This is a genomic window from Pigmentiphaga sp. CHJ604, from assembly GCF_036972535.1.
GTDB lineage: Bacteria > Pseudomonadota > Gammaproteobacteria > Burkholderiales > Burkholderiaceae_B > Pigmentiphaga > Pigmentiphaga daeguensis.
This window is the reverse complement of the sequence record NZ_CP136998.1, coordinates 5,766,372-5,783,734: the sequence shown is the minus strand read 5'-3', so window position 1 is coordinate 5,783,734 and position 17,363 is coordinate 5,766,372. Positions and strand designations below refer to the sequence as shown.

The following is a 17,363-nucleotide window of genomic DNA, read 5'->3' as shown; positions in this document are numbered from 1 at the left end:
GGCGCCGACATGCCGGCGGTCAGCACGTTGGGCACCAAGTCCACGGCCCAGCCGGAACAGAAGGAAGGCCCGCCCAATACGCTGCCGGTGTCCAGCATGCAGGCCGGCCGCTACCAGCCGCGCTCGCGCATGGATGAAGGCGCGCTGGGCGAACTGGCCGAATCGATACGCACCCAGGGGGTGATGCAGCCCATCCTGGTCCGCGCGATCGAAGGCGGCCGCTACGAGATCATCGCCGGCGAACGCCGCTTCCGTGCCGCACAACTGGCCGGCCTGACCGAGGTACCGGTGCTGGTGCGCGAGGTCAGCGACGAGAACGCCGCGGTCATGGCGCTGATCGAGAACATCCAGCGCGAAGACCTGAACCCGCTGGAAGAAGCGCAGGGCGTGCAGCGATTGATCGGCGAATTCGGCATGACGCACGAGCAGGCGGCCCAGGCCATTGGCCGCTCGCGTTCGGCCACGAGCAACCTGCTGCGCCTGTTGAACCTGGCCGCTCCGGTGCAGACCATGCTGTTGGCCGGCGACCTCGACATGGGCCATGCGCGCGCGCTGCTGGCGGTGGATGCCGCCACGCAGATCCAGCTCGCCACGCAGATCGTGGCCAAGCGGCTGTCGGTGCGCGAGGCCGAAAAGCTCGTCGCTCAGACACTGCAGGAAGCCGCGCAGAAGTCCAGCCGCAAGCCCGCGGCCAAGTCACGCGACGTGCTGCGCCTGGAAGAAGCGCTGTCCGATCGCCTGGGCACGCAGGTGGCGTTCAAGATCGGCGCGAAGGAACGCGGCCAGATCATCATCGATTTCCACGGCTGGGAACACCTGTCGTCGCTGCTGGAAAAGCAGGGCCTGGCGGACGTGCTGGAAAACAGCTGAACGGCGGCGGCGCGCGTCCGCTATGCCGACGCGCCTCCGAAGAAGGCTGCCGCGATGCGCGCGACACTCGCATGCGCGGCGATGACGGTCAAGCCGGCCGTGGGCGTGGCGGCATCGGCCGCCACGGGCAGGGGGCGCACGTCGAAGCGCCTGTCGTCGGGCGCGAACTGCACCACTCGCCGCTGGCCGTCGGCCAGCATCACGATGCCCTTGAGGCGCAGCAGGTCGTCACCCAGCGCATCGGCCAGCGCGTGCAGACGGACCAGCAGCGCATCGCGCGCGATGGCCTCGGGCAACGGAAGAAAATACGCCTGCGCGTCATGATGATGATGAGCGTGTTCATCATCGTGTTCGTGGGCATGCGCGGGATCATGAGGGTCGTGCGCCACGCCGGTCGCCGACTGTCGATCCGCGTCATCGCCTGCCTGCGCGGCCCGGGGCGCGACGGCCTGACATACGTGCTCCCATGACAGGTCGGCCTGGTTGGAGACCAGCACGGGCGCCGCGGGATTCAAGGCCGCCAGGCGACCGGCCAGCGCTTGCGTCGATTCCTCCGGCGCATCCGATGTCTTGGTCATGATCAGCGCCTGCGCCGCGCGTACCTGCGCCCGCGCTTCCGGATGGCGATCGAGCAATGCCGCGCCGGCCGGCGCGCCCGCTACCGTCACGACGGCCCGCAGGCGATAGCGTTCGCGCAGCAGCGGGTGATCGTGCAAGGCCTGGAGAATGGGCGCGGGATCGGCCATGCCCGTGGTCTCGATCGCCACGGCGGGAAACGCCGGCATGCGGCGTTGCAGCCGTGCCCAGAACAAGTCCTCCAGCGCCTGTTCCAGGCCCGGCAGGCCCGTGCAGCACACGCACGAACCCGATACCAGCGAGGCCTGTTCGGTCACACCCAGCAAGGCGCCGTCGAGCCCGACCTCGCCCAGCTCGTTGACGATCACCGCCGCGCCTTGCAGGCCCGGTTGTTCCAGCCAGGCCGAAAGCAGCGTCGTCTTGCCGCTGCCCAGGAAGCCAGTCAGCAGATAGACGGGGATGGGGGACGAGGCAGCCATGGACGAACTCAGCTCATGATTGGTAGCCCAGCCGCGCCGACACGCCGTCGGCGGCCTGGAGCACGGGCGCGACGAACCCGCGCATCGCTTTCTTGGTCAGTCGCTGGGTGGGACCGGCGATGCCGATCGCGGCGATGACCTGCCCGGTGTGGTCGCGCACCGGCGCCGCAAGGCCCCGCATGCCGACCTCGCTTTCCTCGTCGTCCTGCGCATAGCCGTCGCGGCGCACCTGTTCCAGCGTGCCGCGCAACAGGGCAGGATCGGTCTGTGTGTTCGGCGTGCGCGGCGCCAGGCCGTCCTTGACCACGCGCGCCAGTACCTCGGCGCTCTGGAAGGCCAGCAGGGCACGGCCCTCGCTGGTGCAAAAGGCGGGCTTGCGCGCGCCCACGTACGAACGCATGCGGATCGCCTGATGGCTTTCGAGGTTGAAGAGATAGATGATGTTGCTCTGCTCGAGCGTGGCCAGATGCACGGTCTCGCCGGTGATCTCGCGCAACTCGTGCAGGTAGGGCAGGGCCTGCGTCGAAATATCCATGCGTCGCCGCACCAGCGCGCCCAGCGCGAACAGCCCCAGCCCCAGCCGATACCGGCCGTTCTCCGGATTCTGCTCCAACAGCCCCTCGGCCGTCAGCGTGCTGGCCAGCCGGTGCACCGTGCTCTTGGCCAGCCCCAGCCGCTTGGCAAGCGTGCTGATCCCGATCTCGACTTCCGTCTCGGAAAACGCCTTGAGCACACGAATGGCCGAAGCGACCGAGGACAGCCGCCCTTCGCCTCCGTCCTGAGTGTCTTGCATGATGATGGACAATGTTTGTGTCAACCCACCTTTATAACAAGTGCTGGCAGCCAGCAAAGCACGGAAGCGACAAACCAGGAAAGTCCCACCGGTCCCAGGAAACCGCGGATCTGGCTTTGCCAGTCCGCCGGTTTCGCCCCCTTGAGGGGGCGCCCGAAGGGCGTAGGGGGTGGGCTTTCCTTGCGCGCGTCAGCGCGTAGGGGGGGGCTCTATATATTGTTTCCAGTGCACGATTTCCTTCTTCACGAAATCGTTGAACGTGGGCGCATCCCAGTCGAAGGTTTCCATGTTCTGGGCCCGCAGTTCGGCCTGCCCTTCCGACGATTGCAGGGCCTTGCGCACCGCGAGGTTGAGCTTGGTGACCAGCTCGGGCGCCATGCCGGCGGGGCCCGACAGCGAGAACCAGGTGGTGCCGGTCAGCTGCGGATAGCCCAGTTCCTTGAAGGTCGGGATATCGGGGAAGTCGGCCACGCGCTGCGCCGAGGTCACGGCCAGCGGGCGCAGCTTGCCGGCCTTGATGTTGCCGGCGGCGGTGCTGAGCGTGATGAAGGCGGCCGGTACCTGGTTGGCCGCGACGTCGGCCACGGCCGGACCCGCGCCCTTGTAGCTGATGTGCACCAGGTTCAGCTTGGTGATCTGGCGGAAGGCTTCGCCGATCAGGGCGCCATGCGTGCCCTGCCCGGGCGAGGCCCAGCTCAGGCCCTGGGGCATGGACTTGACCTGTTTGATGAAGCCGGGCACGTCCTTGATGGGCTGCGCCACGTTGACCGCCAGCACGGTGGGCGGTCCGCCCAGCAGCGCGATGTGTGTGAAGTCCTTGATCGGGTCGAAGCTGGTCGCGTTGGTCAACGGGGCGACGACGTGCGAGCCGATGCCCGACACCACCAGCGTGTAGCCGTCGGGCTCGGCGCGCGCGACCATTTGCGAACCGATGACGCCGCCCGCGCCGCCGCGGTTGTCCACCACGAAGCTCTGCTTGAACGTCTCGGCAAGATGGCGCGCGATCAGCCGGCCCAGCGTGTCGGCGCTGCCGCCGGGCGCGTAGGGCACCACGATCTTGACCGGCCGGTTGGGCCACGGATCCTGCGCACAGGCAGGCGCCGCAAGGGCGCCGGCTGCAAGGCTCGCGCACAGAAGGCGCGCGAGGAAATGGCGATGAATCGTCATCGGCGTGTCTCCTTTCTTGAAGTTCCGATGGTCGCCGCGGCACGGGCCGCATTGACATCGGGATCGAGCGAATGATAACTTTGTTTCCTATCAAGGAACAGTGTTCCTTTATACGGAACGTATATCAAGCGAGGGGACTCAAGATGTTGAAGAAGGAACAGAACGACCTGCTTACCCAGACGGGGCCGGGAACGCCCCTGGGCGAGCTGTTCCGCCGCTACTGGCTGCCGGTGATGCTGAGCCGCGAGCTGCCCGGGCCCGGCTGCGAGCCGGTGCGCGTCAAGCTGCTGTCCGAGCGGCTGCTGGCCATACGCGACGAGGAAGACAACATCGGCCTCATCGACGAGTTCTGTGCGCATCGCGGCGTGTCGCTTTGGTTCGGCCGCTACGACGAGAAGGGCCAGGGCGGCGGCATCCGCTGTCCGTACCATGGCTGGAAATACGCCGCCGACGGCCAATGCCTGGACGTGCCGTCCGAAGCGGAAGACAGCGGTTTTCGCAGCCGTATCAAGCTCACCTCGTATCCGCTGGTCGAGCGCGGCGGCATCCTGTGGACCTACATGGGCCCGCCCGAGCACCAGCCACCGCTGCCCGAGTACGAGTTCGCGATGGTGCCCGCCGAGCAGCGCTTCGTGTCCAAGCGCATCCAGGAAAACAACTGGCTGCAGGCGCTGGAGGGCGGCATCGATTCCAGCCACGTCTCGTGGCTGCATCGCGACAGCCTCAAGTCCGATCCGCTGTTCAAGGGCGCGGCGGGCAACCAGTACAACCTCAAGGACCTGCGCCCGGTGTTCGAAGTGGTCGACACCGATACCGGCCTGCTGGTGGGCGTGCGCCGCAACGCCGACGACGATTCGTACTACTGGCGCATCACCCCGTGGCTGATGCCCTGCTTCACCATGGTTCCTCCGCGCGGCGATCATCCCGTGCACGGGCACTTCTGGGTTCCGATCGACGACGAGAATTGCTGGGCGTGGAGCTTCGACTACCATGCCGGCCGCGCGCTGACCGAGGCCGAGGTGCAGGCGATGGAAGACGGCAAGGGCATCCACGTGCGCTACGTGCCGGGCACGTTCCGCCCGCTGCAGAACAAGGACAACGACTACCTGATGGACCGCGAGGCCCAGAAGGCGGGCAGAACGTTCAGCGGCATCGAAGGCATCGGCATGCAGGATGCGTCGCTGCAGGAAAGCATGGGCCCGATCCAGGACCGTACCAAGGAGCACCTGACGTCCACCGACAACGGCATCGTCAAGATGCGCCGCGCGTTGATGAAGGCCGTGAAGGCGCTGGCCGAGGAAGGCGCGGCGCCTCCGGGGACGCATCCGTCGGCGCACCACGTCCGCTCGGCCGCGGTGATCCTGCCGCGCGACCAGCACTTCAAGGATGCCGCCGCCGAGGCGCTCACGGCGCAGCCCGGCCGGCCGCACGCGTCGGTGTAGCGGCCATGGCGCTTAACGTACGAGCCGCGGTCGCCGTCGAGGCCGGCAGGACCGAACTGCGCGAACTGGCCGCGCCGGCCACCTCCGCCACCAGCGGCCTGCTCAAGGTCGCCGTCACCGGCGTGTGCGGCAGCGACTGGCCCTACTACCAGCAACTGCCGGCCAGCCGCGGCCCGCTCGTGCTCGGCCACGAGACCGTGGGCCACGTGGCCGAACTGGGCGACGTGGCGCGCGCCAAGTGGGGAGTGAAGGAAGGCGACCTGGTCGCGCTGGAGGAATACCTGCCCTGCGGCCATTGCGAGTTCTGCCGCAGCGGCGAATTCCGGCTGTGCGACGCCACCGACTGGCGCCTGGGCGGACTGCGCTACGGCGCCACCGGGCTGTCGGTGGAACCGGGGCTGTGGGGCGGGTTCAGCCAGTACCAGTTCCTGCACCTGAACACGGTGTTCCATCGCGTGCCCGCCGGCGTCTCGCCCCGCCATGCGGCGCTGGCGCTGCCCCTGGCCAACGGCATCGAATGGACCTACCTGCAAGGCGGCGCGGGGCCGGGCCAGACCGTGGTGATACAAGGGCCCGGCCAACAGGGCCTGGCATGCGTCGTGGCCGCGCGCGAAGCGGGGGCCGAACGCATCATCATCACCGGGCTCTCGAACGAGACGGATGCGCGCCGCCTGGCACTGGCGCGCGAACTGGGCGCGCACCACACCATCGACATCGAGTCGCAGGACCTGCTCGAGACCGTCGCCGACCTGACCGGTGGCCTGATGGCGGACCTGGTCATCGACTGCGCCGCGGGCGGCACCGATTCGGTCGTCACCGCGGTCCAGCTTGCGCGCAAGCGCGGACGGGTCATCCTGGGCGGGCAGAAGCGCCGCCGCATTCCCGAATTCGACAGCGATCGCATCATCGCGCGCTTCCTGACCGTCAAGGGCATGCGCGGCCACAGCTACGAATCGGTCGAGCTGGCGCTGCAACTGATCGCGGGCGATCGCCATGGGGTGAAGAAGATGAGCACGCATGCCTTCGGGCTCGAGGATACCGACCTCGCGCTGCGCAGCCTGGCGGGCCAGGGCGTGCAGGGGGCCATCCACATGACCATCGATCCCTGGAGCTGAACCTACCCGGCCGGTCGTTTCCGGTCCTTTCTTATCGGGCAGCCATGGCCCTTTGACGCGGTCGCGCCGCGCCAGAGGGCCATGGCTGTTGCCGTTTTCTCCTTCTTGACACCCGGCCATGCGAATCCTATACTGATCAAATGCTAGCGATTCGCTAGTATTTGATCAGTGCAGGGCCGCGACCATCCGCGAGGGCGGAGCGCAGTCATGGAACAGGAGACAGGAGGATCGATGCTCAGCCCCGAAATGAATCGCATGCTTACCCGGGTGGAGAACGGCGCGCCCATGGGAAATCTCATTGGTCGATTCTGGATACCGGCATTGTTGTCGGAAGAAATCGCCGAGCCGGACTGCCCGCCAGTGCGTGTCGGCCTGCTCGGCCACCGCCTGGTGGCGTTTCGCGACTCGGAGGGCAGGGTCGGACTGCTGGACGCGCGCTGCCCGCATCGCTCGGTCGACCTGTTCTTCGGCCGCAATGAACAGGGTGGATTACGCTGCGTCTACCACGGTTGGAAGTTTGGCGTGGACGGCGCCTGCGTCGACATGCCCAGCGAACCTTCGACCAGCCCGATGAAGGCCAAGGTGCGCGCGCGGGCATACCCCGTGCATGAATCCGGTGGCATCGTCTGGGCCTATCTGGGCCCTGGCCAGGCCCCCGCCGCGCCCGACATCGAATTCATGTCGCTGCCGAAAAGCCACGTTTACGCGTCGAAGCGGCTGATGCGTTGCAACTTCATGCAGGCGCTGGAAGGCAGCCTGGATACGTCTCATCTGACCTTTCTGCACCAGATGAACCTCATGTCCAAGGACGTGTTCGGCGTGGGGGACTTTCAGCGCTTCTCCGACGCCGATGGCGCTCCGCGGTTCTTCTGTGCGGATACCCCTTACGGCATGTCCATTTCCGCGCGCCGAGACGGCGACGACGATACCTACTACTGGCGCGTCACGCAGTGGCTGATGCCGGTCGGCGTGCTGGTCCCGACCGCGCCGGGAAGCGTGTGCCGGGCCAATTTCTTCGTCCCGATCGACGACCGGAACTGCTGGTGGTACAGGATCCGCTACCAGCCGGAGCGGCCGCTGGAACAGGAGGAAATCGAGGAGTACGACACCGGCGATCTGGATTATTCGCGCCGCGTGCCGGGCACCTATGAATCGATAGGCAACAAGGAGAACGACTATCTGATCGATCGCGGCAAGCAGCGCGCCGAATCCTTTACCGGCATCCCCAGCGCCCAATTGCAGGACATCGCCGTGCAGGAAAGCCAGGGCGAAATCGCGGACCGCAGCATCGAGCACCTCGGGACGTCCGATACCGCCATCGCCCAGACCCGGCGCAGGCTGATCAATGCCGCCCAGGCACTCGAGGAAGGGCGGATGCCACCGGAAGCGCTCGCTGCCTCGCAATACCGCATCCGTGCCATCGCCATCACGCTGAACCGAACCCGAACTTTCGACGAAGCAGCGGCGCTGGCGCAGTTGCCGCCAGTCCAGGGGACCCGGGAGAAGATGAAATGAGGCTTACGATGACAAATATCATGAGACATCTCGCCCTGGCAGCCGCCCTCGGCGCCACCAGCCTGTTCCCGCATGGGGTTTTCGCGCAGGGAGCTTCCTGGCCCACTCGTTCCGTCCGGGTGATTGTGCCTTTCCTGGCTGGAGGATCGATCGACGTCGTCGCCCGCACGCTGGCGGCCGAGCTTTCGGCCCGCTATCACCAACAGTTCGTGGTGGAAAACAAGGCAGGCGCCGGTGGCACCATCGGCACGGATCTCGTGGCCAAGAGCGCGGCGGATGGCTACACGCTGCTGCTTACGGCCCAGGGACCGCTGGTGATCAACCCGTTCATCATGTCCAAGCTGCCCTACGATGCGCAGCATGCGTTTGCTCCGGTGTCGCGGGTTGTCGATGCGCCCAACGTGCTGGTGGCCTCGCCCAAGGCAGGACTGCCGACGTTCGAGGCTTTCCTGCAGCGGGCTCGGTCGGGCGGCGCGCCGCTGACTTACGCCACCCAGGGCGTGGGCACCACGGGCCACGTCACCGGCGCGCTGCTGGACCAGGCGCTGGGCATTTCGCTAACGCATGTGCCCTACAACGGTTTTCCTCCCATATTGACCGATGTCATGCAGGGCCGCGTCGATCTGATGATCGCGGACACCGTGAATGTGGGTGAGCGAGTCCGGACGGGCCAGTTGGCTGCCGTTGCAGTGGCCTCGCCTCGACGCAGTTCGGTGCTGCCCGAGGTTCCGACCTTCGCGGAAAAAGGCTATCCCGAGATCGTGGCGGGTCCGTGGTTCGCCTTGCTGGCCCCAGCGGGCACGTCCAAGTCGGTGCGAGACAAGCTCTCGGCCACGGTCAAGGAGATCCTGGCCAAGCCCGACATCGCCACGCGCTTCCACGACATGGGCCTGGACATCGTAGGCTCGACGCCGGACGATCTGCAAAGCTACATGGACAAGGAATATGCGCGCTGGGGCACGATCATCCGTAAGGCCGGCATACAGTCGGCTTCCTGACCTGCGGTAAGGTCAATCGGCGAAGTCTTTCCAGGTCCGGGGAGACTTCAGCCGATCCGAAGCCGTGGCCGCCAGCTTGCTCAGCGTCTCCCGGATGTGGCGCTCTTCTCCCTGGCCCATCGCACCCAGCACGTCATGTTCCAGTGCGCTCATCACGCGCTCCACGTCCATGCGCGCCCGCTCGCCTGCCTCGGTCAACTGCAGCACGGAACGCCGGCGATCGCGCGGATCGACGCCCTTGGTCATATAGCCCTGCCTGGTCAGCTGCACGATGGCGCGCGAGACGAAGAAAGCGTCCGTGCTCGTATGTTCAGCTACTTCCTTGGCCGACAGTGGGCCGAAGCGTCCGACCACTGCCATTACGCGCCACGTGATGGTCGTCAGGCCGTACTTTTCTTCCCACATGGGGGCCAGGAACTGCGAGATGCGTGTCGCGATCATCAGCGCCTGATAGGCGATGCGGTGCTCGAGCGGGACGGTCGGGTCGGGCGGAGTCTTCTTCGGCATGGTCGATTGAGGCGCTGCGGCGATGGTAGCCGGGCGCACGGCGGAGGTGGATATATTATGCAGTGTGTCACCGCTCGTCGATGATCAAAGGAGACAGCCATGCCCTACCGCTTCGACCGCATCGATCCCCGCCAGACCGCCATGGTCGTGGTGGACATGCAGAACGACTTCGTCGCCGACGGCGCCAAGCTCCAGTCCCGGCAGGCCAGGGACATGGTCGGCAAGCTGGCCGAGACCCTGCGCTTTTGCCGCGAGCAGGGGATACGGGTGCTCTATACCGCGCACGTGCATCGTGACGACGGCTGCGACATGGGGCTGTTTCGCGACCTGTACGGGCCCATCGCCGACCACTCGTCCCTGGTGGACGGCACCAAGGGCGCCGACATCTATCCCGAACTCGCTCCGGCCCCGGGCGAGCATGTCATCAAAAAGCACCGCTACAGCGGTTTCTACGGCACCGACCTGGACATCATCCTGCGCGAATGGGGTATACGGAACGTCGTGATCTCGGGCACCACCACCGAGAACTGCTGCCACGCCACGGCGCGCGACGCGATGTTCCACAACTACAAGGTGGCGTTCCTGGCCGATGCCACCGGCACCTTCGACTATCCCGACGTGGGCTGGGGCGCGATGAGCGCGGCCGAGGTGCACAAGGCGACGCTGACCATCCTCGCGTTCTCGACCGCGCACGTGATGAACGTGGACGAGTTCAGGTCGCTGGTGGCCAAGGGCAGGGGCTGAACTAGCTCAGCACGAGCCAGGTCCCGGCCAGGCTCGTGATGGCCACCAACGCGGTGATGCCAGCCATCCACGCCGACGAGGCGGCGTGGATCTTGTCCAGGGCCAGGGCCGACCGGCGCCATGACGCGGTCGCGAAGAACAGGATGGCGCACAGCATGTCCAGCGCGCCCACGATCAGGAACATCGGCTGGTGTTCCTGCACGCCCGCGCGCAGCACCAGCAGCGCAACGGCCGTCATCGACAGGCCGGTCCGGCCCCAGGACAACGCGGTGCGCTGGGGTTGCAGCCCCGGGTCGAGCTGCGAACTCATCGGAATAGCACGAACAGGCCGGCCACCACGGCGACCAGCAGGGTCACGCCCGCGGCCAGCGGAATCAAGGTCGAACGCGGCAGGGGCCGCGAATGCCGCATGGCCTGCTGGTTGGCCTTCCACTGGAAATAGGCGCCGCAGCAGAAGACCAGGCCGGCGACGGTCATCGCCACGCTCAGCGCCAGCAGCGGCCAATGCGGCTGGACCACGCCGCCGAACTGGTGCAGCAGGATGGCGCCGGCCAGCACGGCAAGCGCGGTGCGTATCCAGGCGAGGAAGGTGCGTTCGTTGGCCAGCGTGAAGCGATAGTCGGGTTCGCGGCCGTCATCCTCTTGCATGCGGGGGCTCTCCTGCGGGGTTTGGTTCGGGTGCCGCTATTTTAGGCTGTCGCGCAGGGCTTTCATGCAGTCGACAGCGGCCATGCAGTAACCTTGGACCGAACAACCCGCAACCGGAGCACAGACGTGGAATACCGCAAACTGGGACGCACCGATCTCGAAGTCAGCGTGATCGGGCTGGGAACCATGACCTGGGGGGAGCAGAACAGCGAAGCCGAGGCCCACGAGCAACTGGATTACGCGCTGGCGCAGGGCGTGAACCTGGTGGATGCCGCCGAGATGTATCCGGTGCCGCCCAAGGCCGAGACCCAGGGCCGCACCGAGGCCTACATCGGCACCTGGCTGGCCCGCACCGGCCGCCGCCAGGACATCGTGCTGACCAGCAAGGTCGCCGGCCCCTTGCGCGATGCCAAGCGTCCCGGCCACATCCGCGACGGCAAGCCCTTCCTGGACCGCAAGAACCTGACTGCCGCGCTGCACGACAGCCTCAAGCGCCTGCAGACGGACTACCTCGATCTCTACCAGCTGCACTGGCCTGACCGCACCACGGCCACCTTCGGCCAGCTCGCCTATCCCTGGGTGAAGGACGACTACACCGTGCCCATCGAGGAAACGCTGTCGGTGCTGCAGGACTTCGTGCGCGAGGGTAAGGTGCGGCACATCGGCGTCTCGAATGAAACGCCGTGGGGCGTGGCGCAGTTCCTGAAACTGTCCGAGACGCGCGGCCTGCCGCGCATCGCGTCCATCCAGAATCCCTACAGCCTGCTCAACCGCGTGTACGAAATCGGCCTGTCCGAGTTCACGCAGTTCGAGCAGGTCAGCTTGCTGGCCTATTCGCCGCTGGGCATGGGCGTGCTGTCGGGCAAGTACCTGGGCGGCGCGCGGCCCGAGGGCGCGCGCCTGACGCTGTTCTCGCGCTTCACCCGCTATGACGGGCCCCAGGCCGAATCGGCCGCGCGCCAGTACGTGGAGCTCGCGCGCGACCATGGCCTCGTGCCGGCGCAGATGGCGCTGGCCTGGGTGAACAGCAGGCCGTTCGTGGCCAGCAACCTGATCGGCGCGACCACCATGGCGCAACTGCAGGAGAACATCGCCAGCGCGCAGGTCACGCTTGCCCCCGAGGTGCTGGAGGGCATCGAGCGCATCCATCGCAGCCAGCCCAATCCCTGCCCCTGAGCCGGCGGGCAGGCCGCGTGCGCGCGGCCTGCCCGGCTACGGCGTTCAGATCTTGAACGCCTCGAAGGTCTCCGGCGCGAACAGGTCTTCCGGCGTCAGCAGCTTCTTCGACAGCCCACCCTGGTGGTGGTAGCGCAGGAAGGTCTCCAGCGTCTTGCGGTTGTTCTCGAAGCCGTAGGCCCAGAAGTCTTCGCCCATTTCCTTGATCACGGCTTCCATGTTGCCCAGCAGCCAGGGATGCATGATCTTGAGCGCGGCGGTCTCGCGCAGGTTCTGGTAGGCCACCTGCTGCGCCTGCACGAAGGCCTTGTACAGCGACTGCGCGACCCAGCGGTTGGCCTCGTAGATTTCGCGGCGGATGACCAGCGTATGCATGATGGGGAAGATCCCCGTGTTGCGGAAGTACTCGCGCTCGACCGCTTCGAAATCGGGGAACAGCCGCGTGACCTTGCCCTTGCCGGTCAGGAAGGTGGACGGCATGCGCGCGGTGTGCAGGGCGTCGATCTCGCCGTCCAGCAGCATCTGCGACAGGGTCTGCGTGGGGCCGATCTGCTCGACCTTGATGTTGGGGGGCAGGTCGATCTTGAGCTTCTCGGGACGGCCGGGCTCTTCTTCGCCGCCGGTGACGTAGGTTACGCTGTCGACGGGCACGCCGTAGTGTTCGTCCAGGATGCCGCGAATCCACACCGGCGCGGTCATCTGGTACTCGGGCGTGCCGATGCGCTTGCCGATCAGGTCCTTGGGCTCGCGGATGCCCGCATCCGCGTTCACGTAGATGCACGAGTGGCGGAAGAAGCGCGAGGGGAAGATCGGGATCGCGATGAAGGGCCGCTCGGGCTTGAACAGCGACACGGTGTAGGACGACAGCGACATCTCGGCCACGTCGAACTCGCGATGCCGCAGCATGCGGAAGAAGGTTTCCTCGACCGGCATGTTCAGGTAGTTCAGGTCGATGCCGTCGGGAACGACGGTACCGTCCATCAGCGCGCGGGTGCGGTCGTAGTCCCAGCAGCCCAGGGAAAGTCTCAGTTTGGACATAAGCGGCCTCGATAAAGAGAAAGTTGGACGGTCATTCGATGCGGATGTTGGCCTTCCGGATGACGGCGCCGTAGCGGTCGATGTCGGAACGGATCTTCTGCCCGAACTGTTCGGGCGTGCCGCCCACCGGCGTCAGGTAGCTGGTGGCCAGCGTCGATTGCACTTCGGGCTTCTTCAGGATGGCGTTCACGGCCGAATTCAGCCTGGCGACGATCTCGCGCGGCGTGCCCGCGGGGGCCAGCATGCCATACCAGATGTCGATGTTGAAACCGGGGAAGCCTTGTTCGGCGCCGGTGGGCAGGTCGGGTGCATAGGGCGTGCGCTGGTCCGCCGCGACGGCGTAGACGCGCATGCGGCCGTCCTTGAGGTAGCCCGCGATGTTGGTCAGCGTGATGAAGATCAGGTCCACCTGCCCACCCAGCACGTTGGGCACCGAGTCCGAGCAGCCCTTGTACGGCACGTGCGTGATGTCCACGTCGGCCTGCTGCTTGAACATCTCGCCGGCCAGGTGCAGCGCCGAGCCGGTGTCGCAGCCGGCGTAGGACAGCTTGCCCGGGTTGCCCTTGGCGTAGGCCACGAGGTCCTTGAGCGACTTGGGCGCGAGATCGGCGCGCGCGCCCAGCACCGCCGGCGTGGTGCCGATCTGCACCACCGGCGCGAAGCTCTTGAGCGTGTCGAAGGGCAGCTTGTTCATCAACGTGTGGTTGATGGTCATCGTGTTGGGAATGATGGCCAGCGTGTAGCCGTCGGCCGCCGCCTTGGCCAGCAGGTCCAGCCCGATGTTGCCGCCGGCCCCGGGCTTGTTCTCGACCACGAAGGTCTGGCCCAGCTCGGCGCGCAGGTGCGTGGCGATCAGGCGCGCGGCCGTGTCCACGCCGCCGCCGGCGGTCACGGGCACGATGACGCGCACGGGCTTGGAGGGGTAGTTGTCCGCCATCGCCAGGGGCGAAGCGGCGGCCGCGGCCACCGCCAGGGCGGCGAACAGGGCGCGTGCCGAGGTTTTCATGCAGTTCTCCATCTTGTGCTTTTTCAATGATTCGTACCGATCCCCATGCCACGCCGGAACGGTCGCTTGCGGGATGGGGAATGTGCGCGCCGGCGCGTGGGTCACCACGCCCGGCGCGTCCTGGAGGCGCCGGGTGTTGCTAGCGGCCCCGCCGGGGCGGCTCGCGGCGCTGCGGAAATTCTAAGTCGGGAAGGGCGGCGGGAACCGGTTGCGGGCCATGATTAATACTGATCGCAGCCATCATCGATCGGTATCGGCGGCAGGCGGGGCGCCGTCCGTCAGCCCGCGTATGTGCGTGCGCAGCACGTCCAGGAACAGCGCGGAGGCGGTGGTCAACGGCCGGCGCGGATGCGTGACGCAGATGATCTGCCGCGCCATGGCGGGCGACTCGATGGTGCGTACGCGCAGCGGCGAGCGGCGCGCATGGCGGCGCACCACGGTGCGGGGCAGGATGGCGTAGAGGGCCGCGTCCTCGGCCAGGCTCAGCAGTGCGGTCATCGAATAGATCTCGAACACGGGCTTGAACACCACGTTTTCCTGGCGCGCGTAGTCTTCCAGGATTTCGCGCAGGTTGTGCTCGCGCGGGGTGAACAGCAGCGGCAGGGCGGCCGCGGCCGACAGCGGCAGGGACGCGGGTATCGTGCCGTCGTCGGGGCCGACCAGCACGAGTTCGTCGTCGATGATGGGTTCGACGTTGAGCGAGAATGGCCGGCGCGGCTTGTCCACGATCGCGGCGTCGATCTTGCCGGACGCCACCCAGTCGAGCAGCGGTCCGTTGGTGACGGTAACGTTCACCTTGGGATAGGCGCGGGCGAAATCGGTCAGCGCCTCGCTCAGCACGCTCTCGGCCAGCGACGAGATCATGCCGACCACCACCTCGCCGCCGACTTCGCCGCTGCGCAGCGTCATCTGCTCGCGCGCCTGCGACAGGTCCCGCAGGATGGGCAGGTACAGCTGGTACATGCGCCGCCCCGCCTCGGTAGGCTCCATGCCCCGCGCGCTGCGGATGAACAGCTTCTGGCCCAGTTCCTCTTCCAGCTTGACGATCTGCGCGCTCAGGGCCGGCTGCACGACGTTCACCCGGCGCGCCGCGCCCGTGACGGTGCCTTCCTCGAAAAGGCAGATGAAGTACTGGATCTGGCGAAGTTCCAAGGCGGTGGTCCCGGGCTGCGGTATGTCCGATTTTATCGGTACCGGCGCCCCGGAAGGGCCGCCCGCGTCAGGCCAGCAGCGCGGCCAGCGCCTGCGCGCTCCGGACGGCGATGCGCCGGCTCGCGGCGCTGTCGGCCACCCAGCGCAGGAACCCGTGCGGCATGCCGGCCGCGCGCACCAGTTCGCAGGCCGCGCCGGCTTCCCGCAGGCGGTCGGCCAGGATCTCGGCGTCGCTGCGCAGCGGGTCCAGTTCGGCGGCCACCGCCACCGCCGGCGGCAGGCCGGCGAAGTCCGGCGCCAGCAGCGGCGCCACCCGGCTGTCGCCCGGGCCCGGTTCGCGCCCCAGGTAGTCGCGCAGGATCCGCCGGCAGCGGGCGCGGGTCAGCAGCGGGGCGTTGGCGTTCTCGCGGTATGAGGGGGTGTCGAAATCAATGCCGATGATGGGGTAGGCCAGCCACATGGCCCGCAGCGGGACCTGGCCGCGCGTCTCCAGCGCCGCCGCCAGGGCCAGGTTCGCGCCGGAGCTGTCGCCGCCCACGGCCAGGCGCGCGGGGTCGGCGCCCAGCGCCGCGGCCCGTTCGTGCAGCCATCGCAGCGCGCCCACGGTGTCATTGAACGCGGCGGGGAAGCGATGCTCGGGCAGCACGCGATAGTCGACGCTGGCCACCATCACGCCGGCTTCCATCGCCAGCAGGCAGCAGGTGGCGTCGTGGCTGTCGAGGTCGCCGTTGGTGAAGGCGCCGCCGTGCAGGTAAAGCAGGGCGGACGGCCGCGGCCGGCGCGGGCGGTACAGGCGCAGCGCCAGCGGCGCCCCGTCGACGGCGATGCCGGCGTCCTCGATGTCCAGCGGCACCGGTGGGCGCCGCAGCGGCTGGCGCGCGCGCAGGAAGGCGGCGCGTACCTGGGCCGGCTCCAGCAGGTGCGAGGGCGTGGTCTCGGCCTCGACCAGGCGCAGCACGCGGGGCGCGATGTCGGGGTCCAGCCGAGCAAGCAGGGCGTCGTCGGGCTTCATGGGCAAGGCGGCGGTGACGGGGGTGGGCAGCGTGGCTATGATAGGGCCGGTCTTGCTCGGCCGCGCCATATTTCCGCGGTCCAGGGGCCATGCCGCCAGGGTATGGCGCACGACAGGGGGGAACGGCGGGGCCATGGACATTCGTCAACTGAAGTACTTCGTGACCGTCGCCGCGCACGAGAATTTCTCCAAGGCGGCGCAGCAGCTCTTCATCGCCCAGCCGGCCCTGAGCCGGCGCATACGCATGCTGGAGGACGAACTGGGCGTGCGGCTGTTCGAGCGCCACCTGCGCGGCGCCACGCTTACGCCCGAGGGACGCCGCCTGCTGGACCGCGCGCAATACCTGCTGCGCAGCTTCGACCAGCTCAAGAGCGACGTGCACGACACGCAGGGGCCGCCGTCCGGCCCGGTCATCATCGGCATGACGCCCAACTACGTGACCGTGATCGGCGCCGCGCTCACGATCGCGATCAAGCAGCGCTTTCCCGATGCGCAGCCGCACATCGTGCAGGCCTTCAGCCCGGCCATGCACGACATGCTGCGCGACAACGCGGTCGACATCGCGCTGCTGAGCGGCGCCACGCCGGCCCCGCCGCCGGCGCACATGCTGGCGGTCGAGCCCCTGTTCGAGGACCGCCTGTGCCTGGTGGGGCGCGCGGGGGACCCGCTGCTCGCGCGCAGCGAGATCCCGGTGCGCCAGTTGCGCGGCCTGCCGCTGATCCTGACGGGCGTGTCGCGCGCCGGCATACGCAACGAGATCGAGGCGCTGGCCGCGCGCCAGCGCGTGCCGCTGCGCATCGAGGCGGAAGTCGGCGCGTTCGCGCTGGCCGCGCAACTGGTGCGCCGCGGCATGGGCTACACCGTCTACCTGCCCTCCAGCGTCGCGCTCGAGTCCGGCCTGGCGGCGGTGCCCATCGCCGGGCTATGGCTGCAGCGCAGCCTGGCCTGGCCGGTCTCGCGCCCGTTGTCGCGCGTGGCCAGCGAAGTGCTGCCCATGGTGCGCGAGCTGATCATGGCGCAAGTCGAACAAGGGCAATGGCAGGGCGCCCGGGCCGTGGGCCGCAGGCGGCCGCGCGGCTGAACCGGATCTCGCCATGCCGCGCCGGCATGGCGGGCATAGCAAAT

18 protein-coding genes are annotated in these 17,363 nt (G+C 67.5%); 8 read left to right on the top strand and 10 right to left on the bottom strand.

Features of this window, described 5'->3' with window-relative positions:
- Positions 1-9: 9 nt before the first annotated feature.
- The gene (locus R4823_RS27900; RefSeq protein ID WP_254914648.1) at positions 10-870 is read left to right on the top strand and encodes a ParB/RepB/Spo0J family partition protein; all 861 of its coding nucleotides are present in this window, start codon (positions 10-12) and stop codon (positions 868-870) included.
- A gap of 20 nt (positions 871-890) precedes the next feature.
- Here R4823_RS27900 and R4823_RS27895 read toward each other — a convergent pair whose 3' ends face one another.
- From R4823_RS27895 to R4823_RS27885, 3 genes are all read right to left on the bottom strand, one after another.
- On the bottom strand, positions 891-1,925 hold the full coding sequence (locus R4823_RS27895) for a GTP-binding protein (RefSeq protein WP_132980148.1): 1,035 nt from the start codon (positions 1,923-1,925) through the stop codon (positions 891-893).
- Positions 1,926-1,938: 13 nt separating this feature from the next.
- Positions 1,939-2,718 carry an IclR family transcriptional regulator gene (locus R4823_RS27890; protein ID WP_087840482.1) on the bottom strand — a complete coding sequence of 260 codons (780 nt, stop codon included), beginning with the start codon at positions 2,716-2,718 and terminating at the stop codon, positions 1,939-1,941.
- Between the two features lie 189 nt (positions 2,719-2,907).
- Positions 2,908-3,885, bottom strand: a complete 978-nt coding sequence (locus R4823_RS27885) for a tripartite tricarboxylate transporter substrate binding protein (protein WP_087840401.1) — start codon at positions 3,883-3,885, stop codon at positions 2,908-2,910.
- Between the two features lie 143 nt (positions 3,886-4,028).
- Here R4823_RS27885 and R4823_RS27880 point away from each other — a divergent pair, with 143 nt between their 5' ends.
- From R4823_RS27880 to R4823_RS27865, 4 genes are all read left to right on the top strand, one after another.
- A complete protein-coding gene (locus tag R4823_RS27880; protein WP_087840399.1) occupies positions 4,029-5,327 on the top strand; it encodes a Rieske 2Fe-2S domain-containing protein in 1,299 nt (432 codons plus the stop codon).
- A 5-nt stretch (positions 5,328-5,332) separates the two neighbouring features.
- Positions 5,333-6,442, top strand: a complete 1,110-nt coding sequence (locus tag R4823_RS27875) for a zinc-binding dehydrogenase (protein WP_132980147.1) — start codon at positions 5,333-5,335, stop codon at positions 6,440-6,442.
- Positions 6,443-6,610: 168 nt separating this feature from the next.
- Entirely contained in the window at positions 6,611-7,957 is a 1,347-nt protein-coding gene (locus R4823_RS27870) for a Rieske 2Fe-2S domain-containing protein (protein WP_132980146.1), read from the top strand.
- 20 nt (positions 7,958-7,977) lie between these two features.
- Entirely contained in the window at positions 7,978-8,955 is a 978-nt protein-coding gene (locus R4823_RS27865; RefSeq protein WP_165963242.1) for a tripartite tricarboxylate transporter substrate binding protein, read from the top strand.
- Positions 8,956-8,967: 12 nt separating this feature from the next.
- Here R4823_RS27865 and R4823_RS27860 read toward each other — a convergent pair whose 3' ends face one another.
- Positions 8,968-9,462, bottom strand: a complete 495-nt coding sequence (locus R4823_RS27860) for a MarR family winged helix-turn-helix transcriptional regulator (RefSeq protein ID WP_087840391.1) — start codon at positions 9,460-9,462, stop codon at positions 8,968-8,970.
- 99 nt (positions 9,463-9,561) lie between these two features.
- Between R4823_RS27860 and R4823_RS27855 the strand changes: the two genes are divergently transcribed.
- The gene (locus R4823_RS27855; RefSeq protein WP_087840389.1) at positions 9,562-10,206 is read left to right on the top strand and encodes an isochorismatase family cysteine hydrolase; all 645 of its coding nucleotides are present in this window, start codon (positions 9,562-9,564) and stop codon (positions 10,204-10,206) included.
- 1 nt (position 10,207) lies between these two features.
- Here the strand turns inward: R4823_RS27855 and R4823_RS27850 are convergent, their stop codons facing one another.
- A complete protein-coding gene (locus R4823_RS27850; protein WP_087840388.1) occupies positions 10,208-10,516 on the bottom strand; it encodes a DUF202 domain-containing protein in 309 nt (102 codons plus the stop codon).
- Complete coding sequence (locus R4823_RS27845; RefSeq protein WP_087840387.1) at positions 10,513-10,854, bottom strand: DUF202 domain-containing protein; 342 nt, start codon at positions 10,852-10,854, stop codon at positions 10,513-10,515. Before R4823_RS27845 ends, R4823_RS27850 begins: the two co-directional genes overlap by 4 nt.
- A gap of 126 nt (positions 10,855-10,980) precedes the next feature.
- Here R4823_RS27845 and R4823_RS27840 point away from each other — a divergent pair, with 126 nt between their 5' ends.
- Entirely contained in the window at positions 10,981-12,030 is a 1,050-nt protein-coding gene (locus R4823_RS27840; RefSeq protein WP_087840386.1) for an NADP(H)-dependent aldo-keto reductase, read from the top strand.
- Between the two features lie 45 nt (positions 12,031-12,075).
- Here R4823_RS27840 and R4823_RS27835 read toward each other — a convergent pair whose 3' ends face one another.
- The 4 genes from R4823_RS27835 to R4823_RS27820 all read right to left on the bottom strand — a co-directional run bounded on the left by R4823_RS27835 (position 12,076) and on the right by R4823_RS27820 (position 16,373).
- Complete coding sequence (locus R4823_RS27835; RefSeq protein ID WP_087840384.1) at positions 12,076-13,068, bottom strand: 4,5-dihydroxyphthalate decarboxylase; 993 nt, start codon at positions 13,066-13,068, stop codon at positions 12,076-12,078.
- A gap of 31 nt (positions 13,069-13,099) precedes the next feature.
- Complete coding sequence (locus tag R4823_RS27830) at positions 13,100-14,074, bottom strand: tripartite tricarboxylate transporter substrate binding protein (protein WP_279816968.1); 975 nt, start codon at positions 14,072-14,074, stop codon at positions 13,100-13,102.
- 240 nt (positions 14,075-14,314) lie between these two features.
- Positions 14,315-15,226, bottom strand: a complete 912-nt coding sequence (locus R4823_RS27825; protein WP_132980143.1) for a LysR family transcriptional regulator — start codon at positions 15,224-15,226, stop codon at positions 14,315-14,317.
- Positions 15,227-15,293: 67 nt separating this feature from the next.
- Positions 15,294-16,373: an alpha/beta hydrolase gene (locus tag R4823_RS27820; protein ID WP_165963240.1), complete on the bottom strand. Its 1,080-nt coding sequence runs from the start codon at positions 16,371-16,373 to the stop codon at positions 15,294-15,296.
- Here R4823_RS27820 and R4823_RS27815 point away from each other — a divergent pair.
- A complete protein-coding gene (locus tag R4823_RS27815) occupies positions 16,372-17,319 on the top strand; it encodes a LysR family transcriptional regulator (protein WP_130356200.1) in 948 nt (315 codons plus the stop codon). The genes R4823_RS27820 and R4823_RS27815 overlap by 2 nt on opposite strands.
- The last annotated feature ends 44 nt before the right edge of the window (positions 17,320-17,363 follow it).

Excerpts from the sequence above, each read along its gene's own strand:
- R4823_RS27900 (WP_254914648.1), top strand. The coding sequence starts at position 10 with ATGCCGGCGGTCAGCACGTTGGGCACCAAGTCCACGGCCCAGCCGGAA.
- R4823_RS27895 (WP_132980148.1), bottom strand. The coding sequence starts at position 1,925 with ATGGCTGCCTCGTCCCCCATCCCCGTCTATCTGCTGACTGGCTTCCTG.
- R4823_RS27890 (WP_087840482.1), bottom strand. The coding sequence starts at position 2,718 with ATGCAAGACACTCAGGACGGAGGCGAAGGGCGGCTGTCCTCGGTCGCT.
- R4823_RS27885 (WP_087840401.1), bottom strand. The coding sequence starts at position 3,885 with ATGACGATTCATCGCCATTTCCTCGCGCGCCTTCTGTGCGCGAGCCTT.
- R4823_RS27880 (WP_087840399.1), top strand. The coding sequence starts at position 4,029 with ATGTTGAAGAAGGAACAGAACGACCTGCTTACCCAGACGGGGCCGGGA.
- R4823_RS27875 (WP_132980147.1), top strand. The coding sequence starts at position 5,333 with ATGGCGCTTAACGTACGAGCCGCGGTCGCCGTCGAGGCCGGCAGGACC.
- R4823_RS27865 (WP_165963242.1), top strand. The coding sequence starts at position 7,978 with ATGAGACATCTCGCCCTGGCAGCCGCCCTCGGCGCCACCAGCCTGTTC.
- R4823_RS27860 (WP_087840391.1), bottom strand. The coding sequence starts at position 9,462 with ATGCCGAAGAAGACTCCGCCCGACCCGACCGTCCCGCTCGAGCACCGC.
- R4823_RS27855 (WP_087840389.1), top strand. The coding sequence starts at position 9,562 with ATGCCCTACCGCTTCGACCGCATCGATCCCCGCCAGACCGCCATGGTC.
- R4823_RS27850 (WP_087840388.1), bottom strand. The coding sequence starts at position 10,516 with ATGAGTTCGCAGCTCGACCCGGGGCTGCAACCCCAGCGCACCGCGTTG.
- R4823_RS27845 (WP_087840387.1), bottom strand. The coding sequence starts at position 10,854 with ATGCAAGAGGATGACGGCCGCGAACCCGACTATCGCTTCACGCTGGCC.
- R4823_RS27835 (WP_087840384.1), bottom strand. The coding sequence starts at position 13,068 with ATGTCCAAACTGAGACTTTCCCTGGGCTGCTGGGACTACGACCGCACC.
- R4823_RS27830 (WP_279816968.1), bottom strand. The coding sequence starts at position 14,074 with ATGAAAACCTCGGCACGCGCCCTGTTCGCCGCCCTGGCGGTGGCCGCG.
- R4823_RS27815 (WP_130356200.1), top strand. The coding sequence starts at position 16,372 with ATGGACATTCGTCAACTGAAGTACTTCGTGACCGTCGCCGCGCACGAG.
- R4823_RS27820 (WP_165963240.1), bottom strand. The coding sequence starts at position 16,373 with ATGGCCCCGCCGTTCCCCCCTGTCGTGCGCCATACCCTGGCGGCATGG.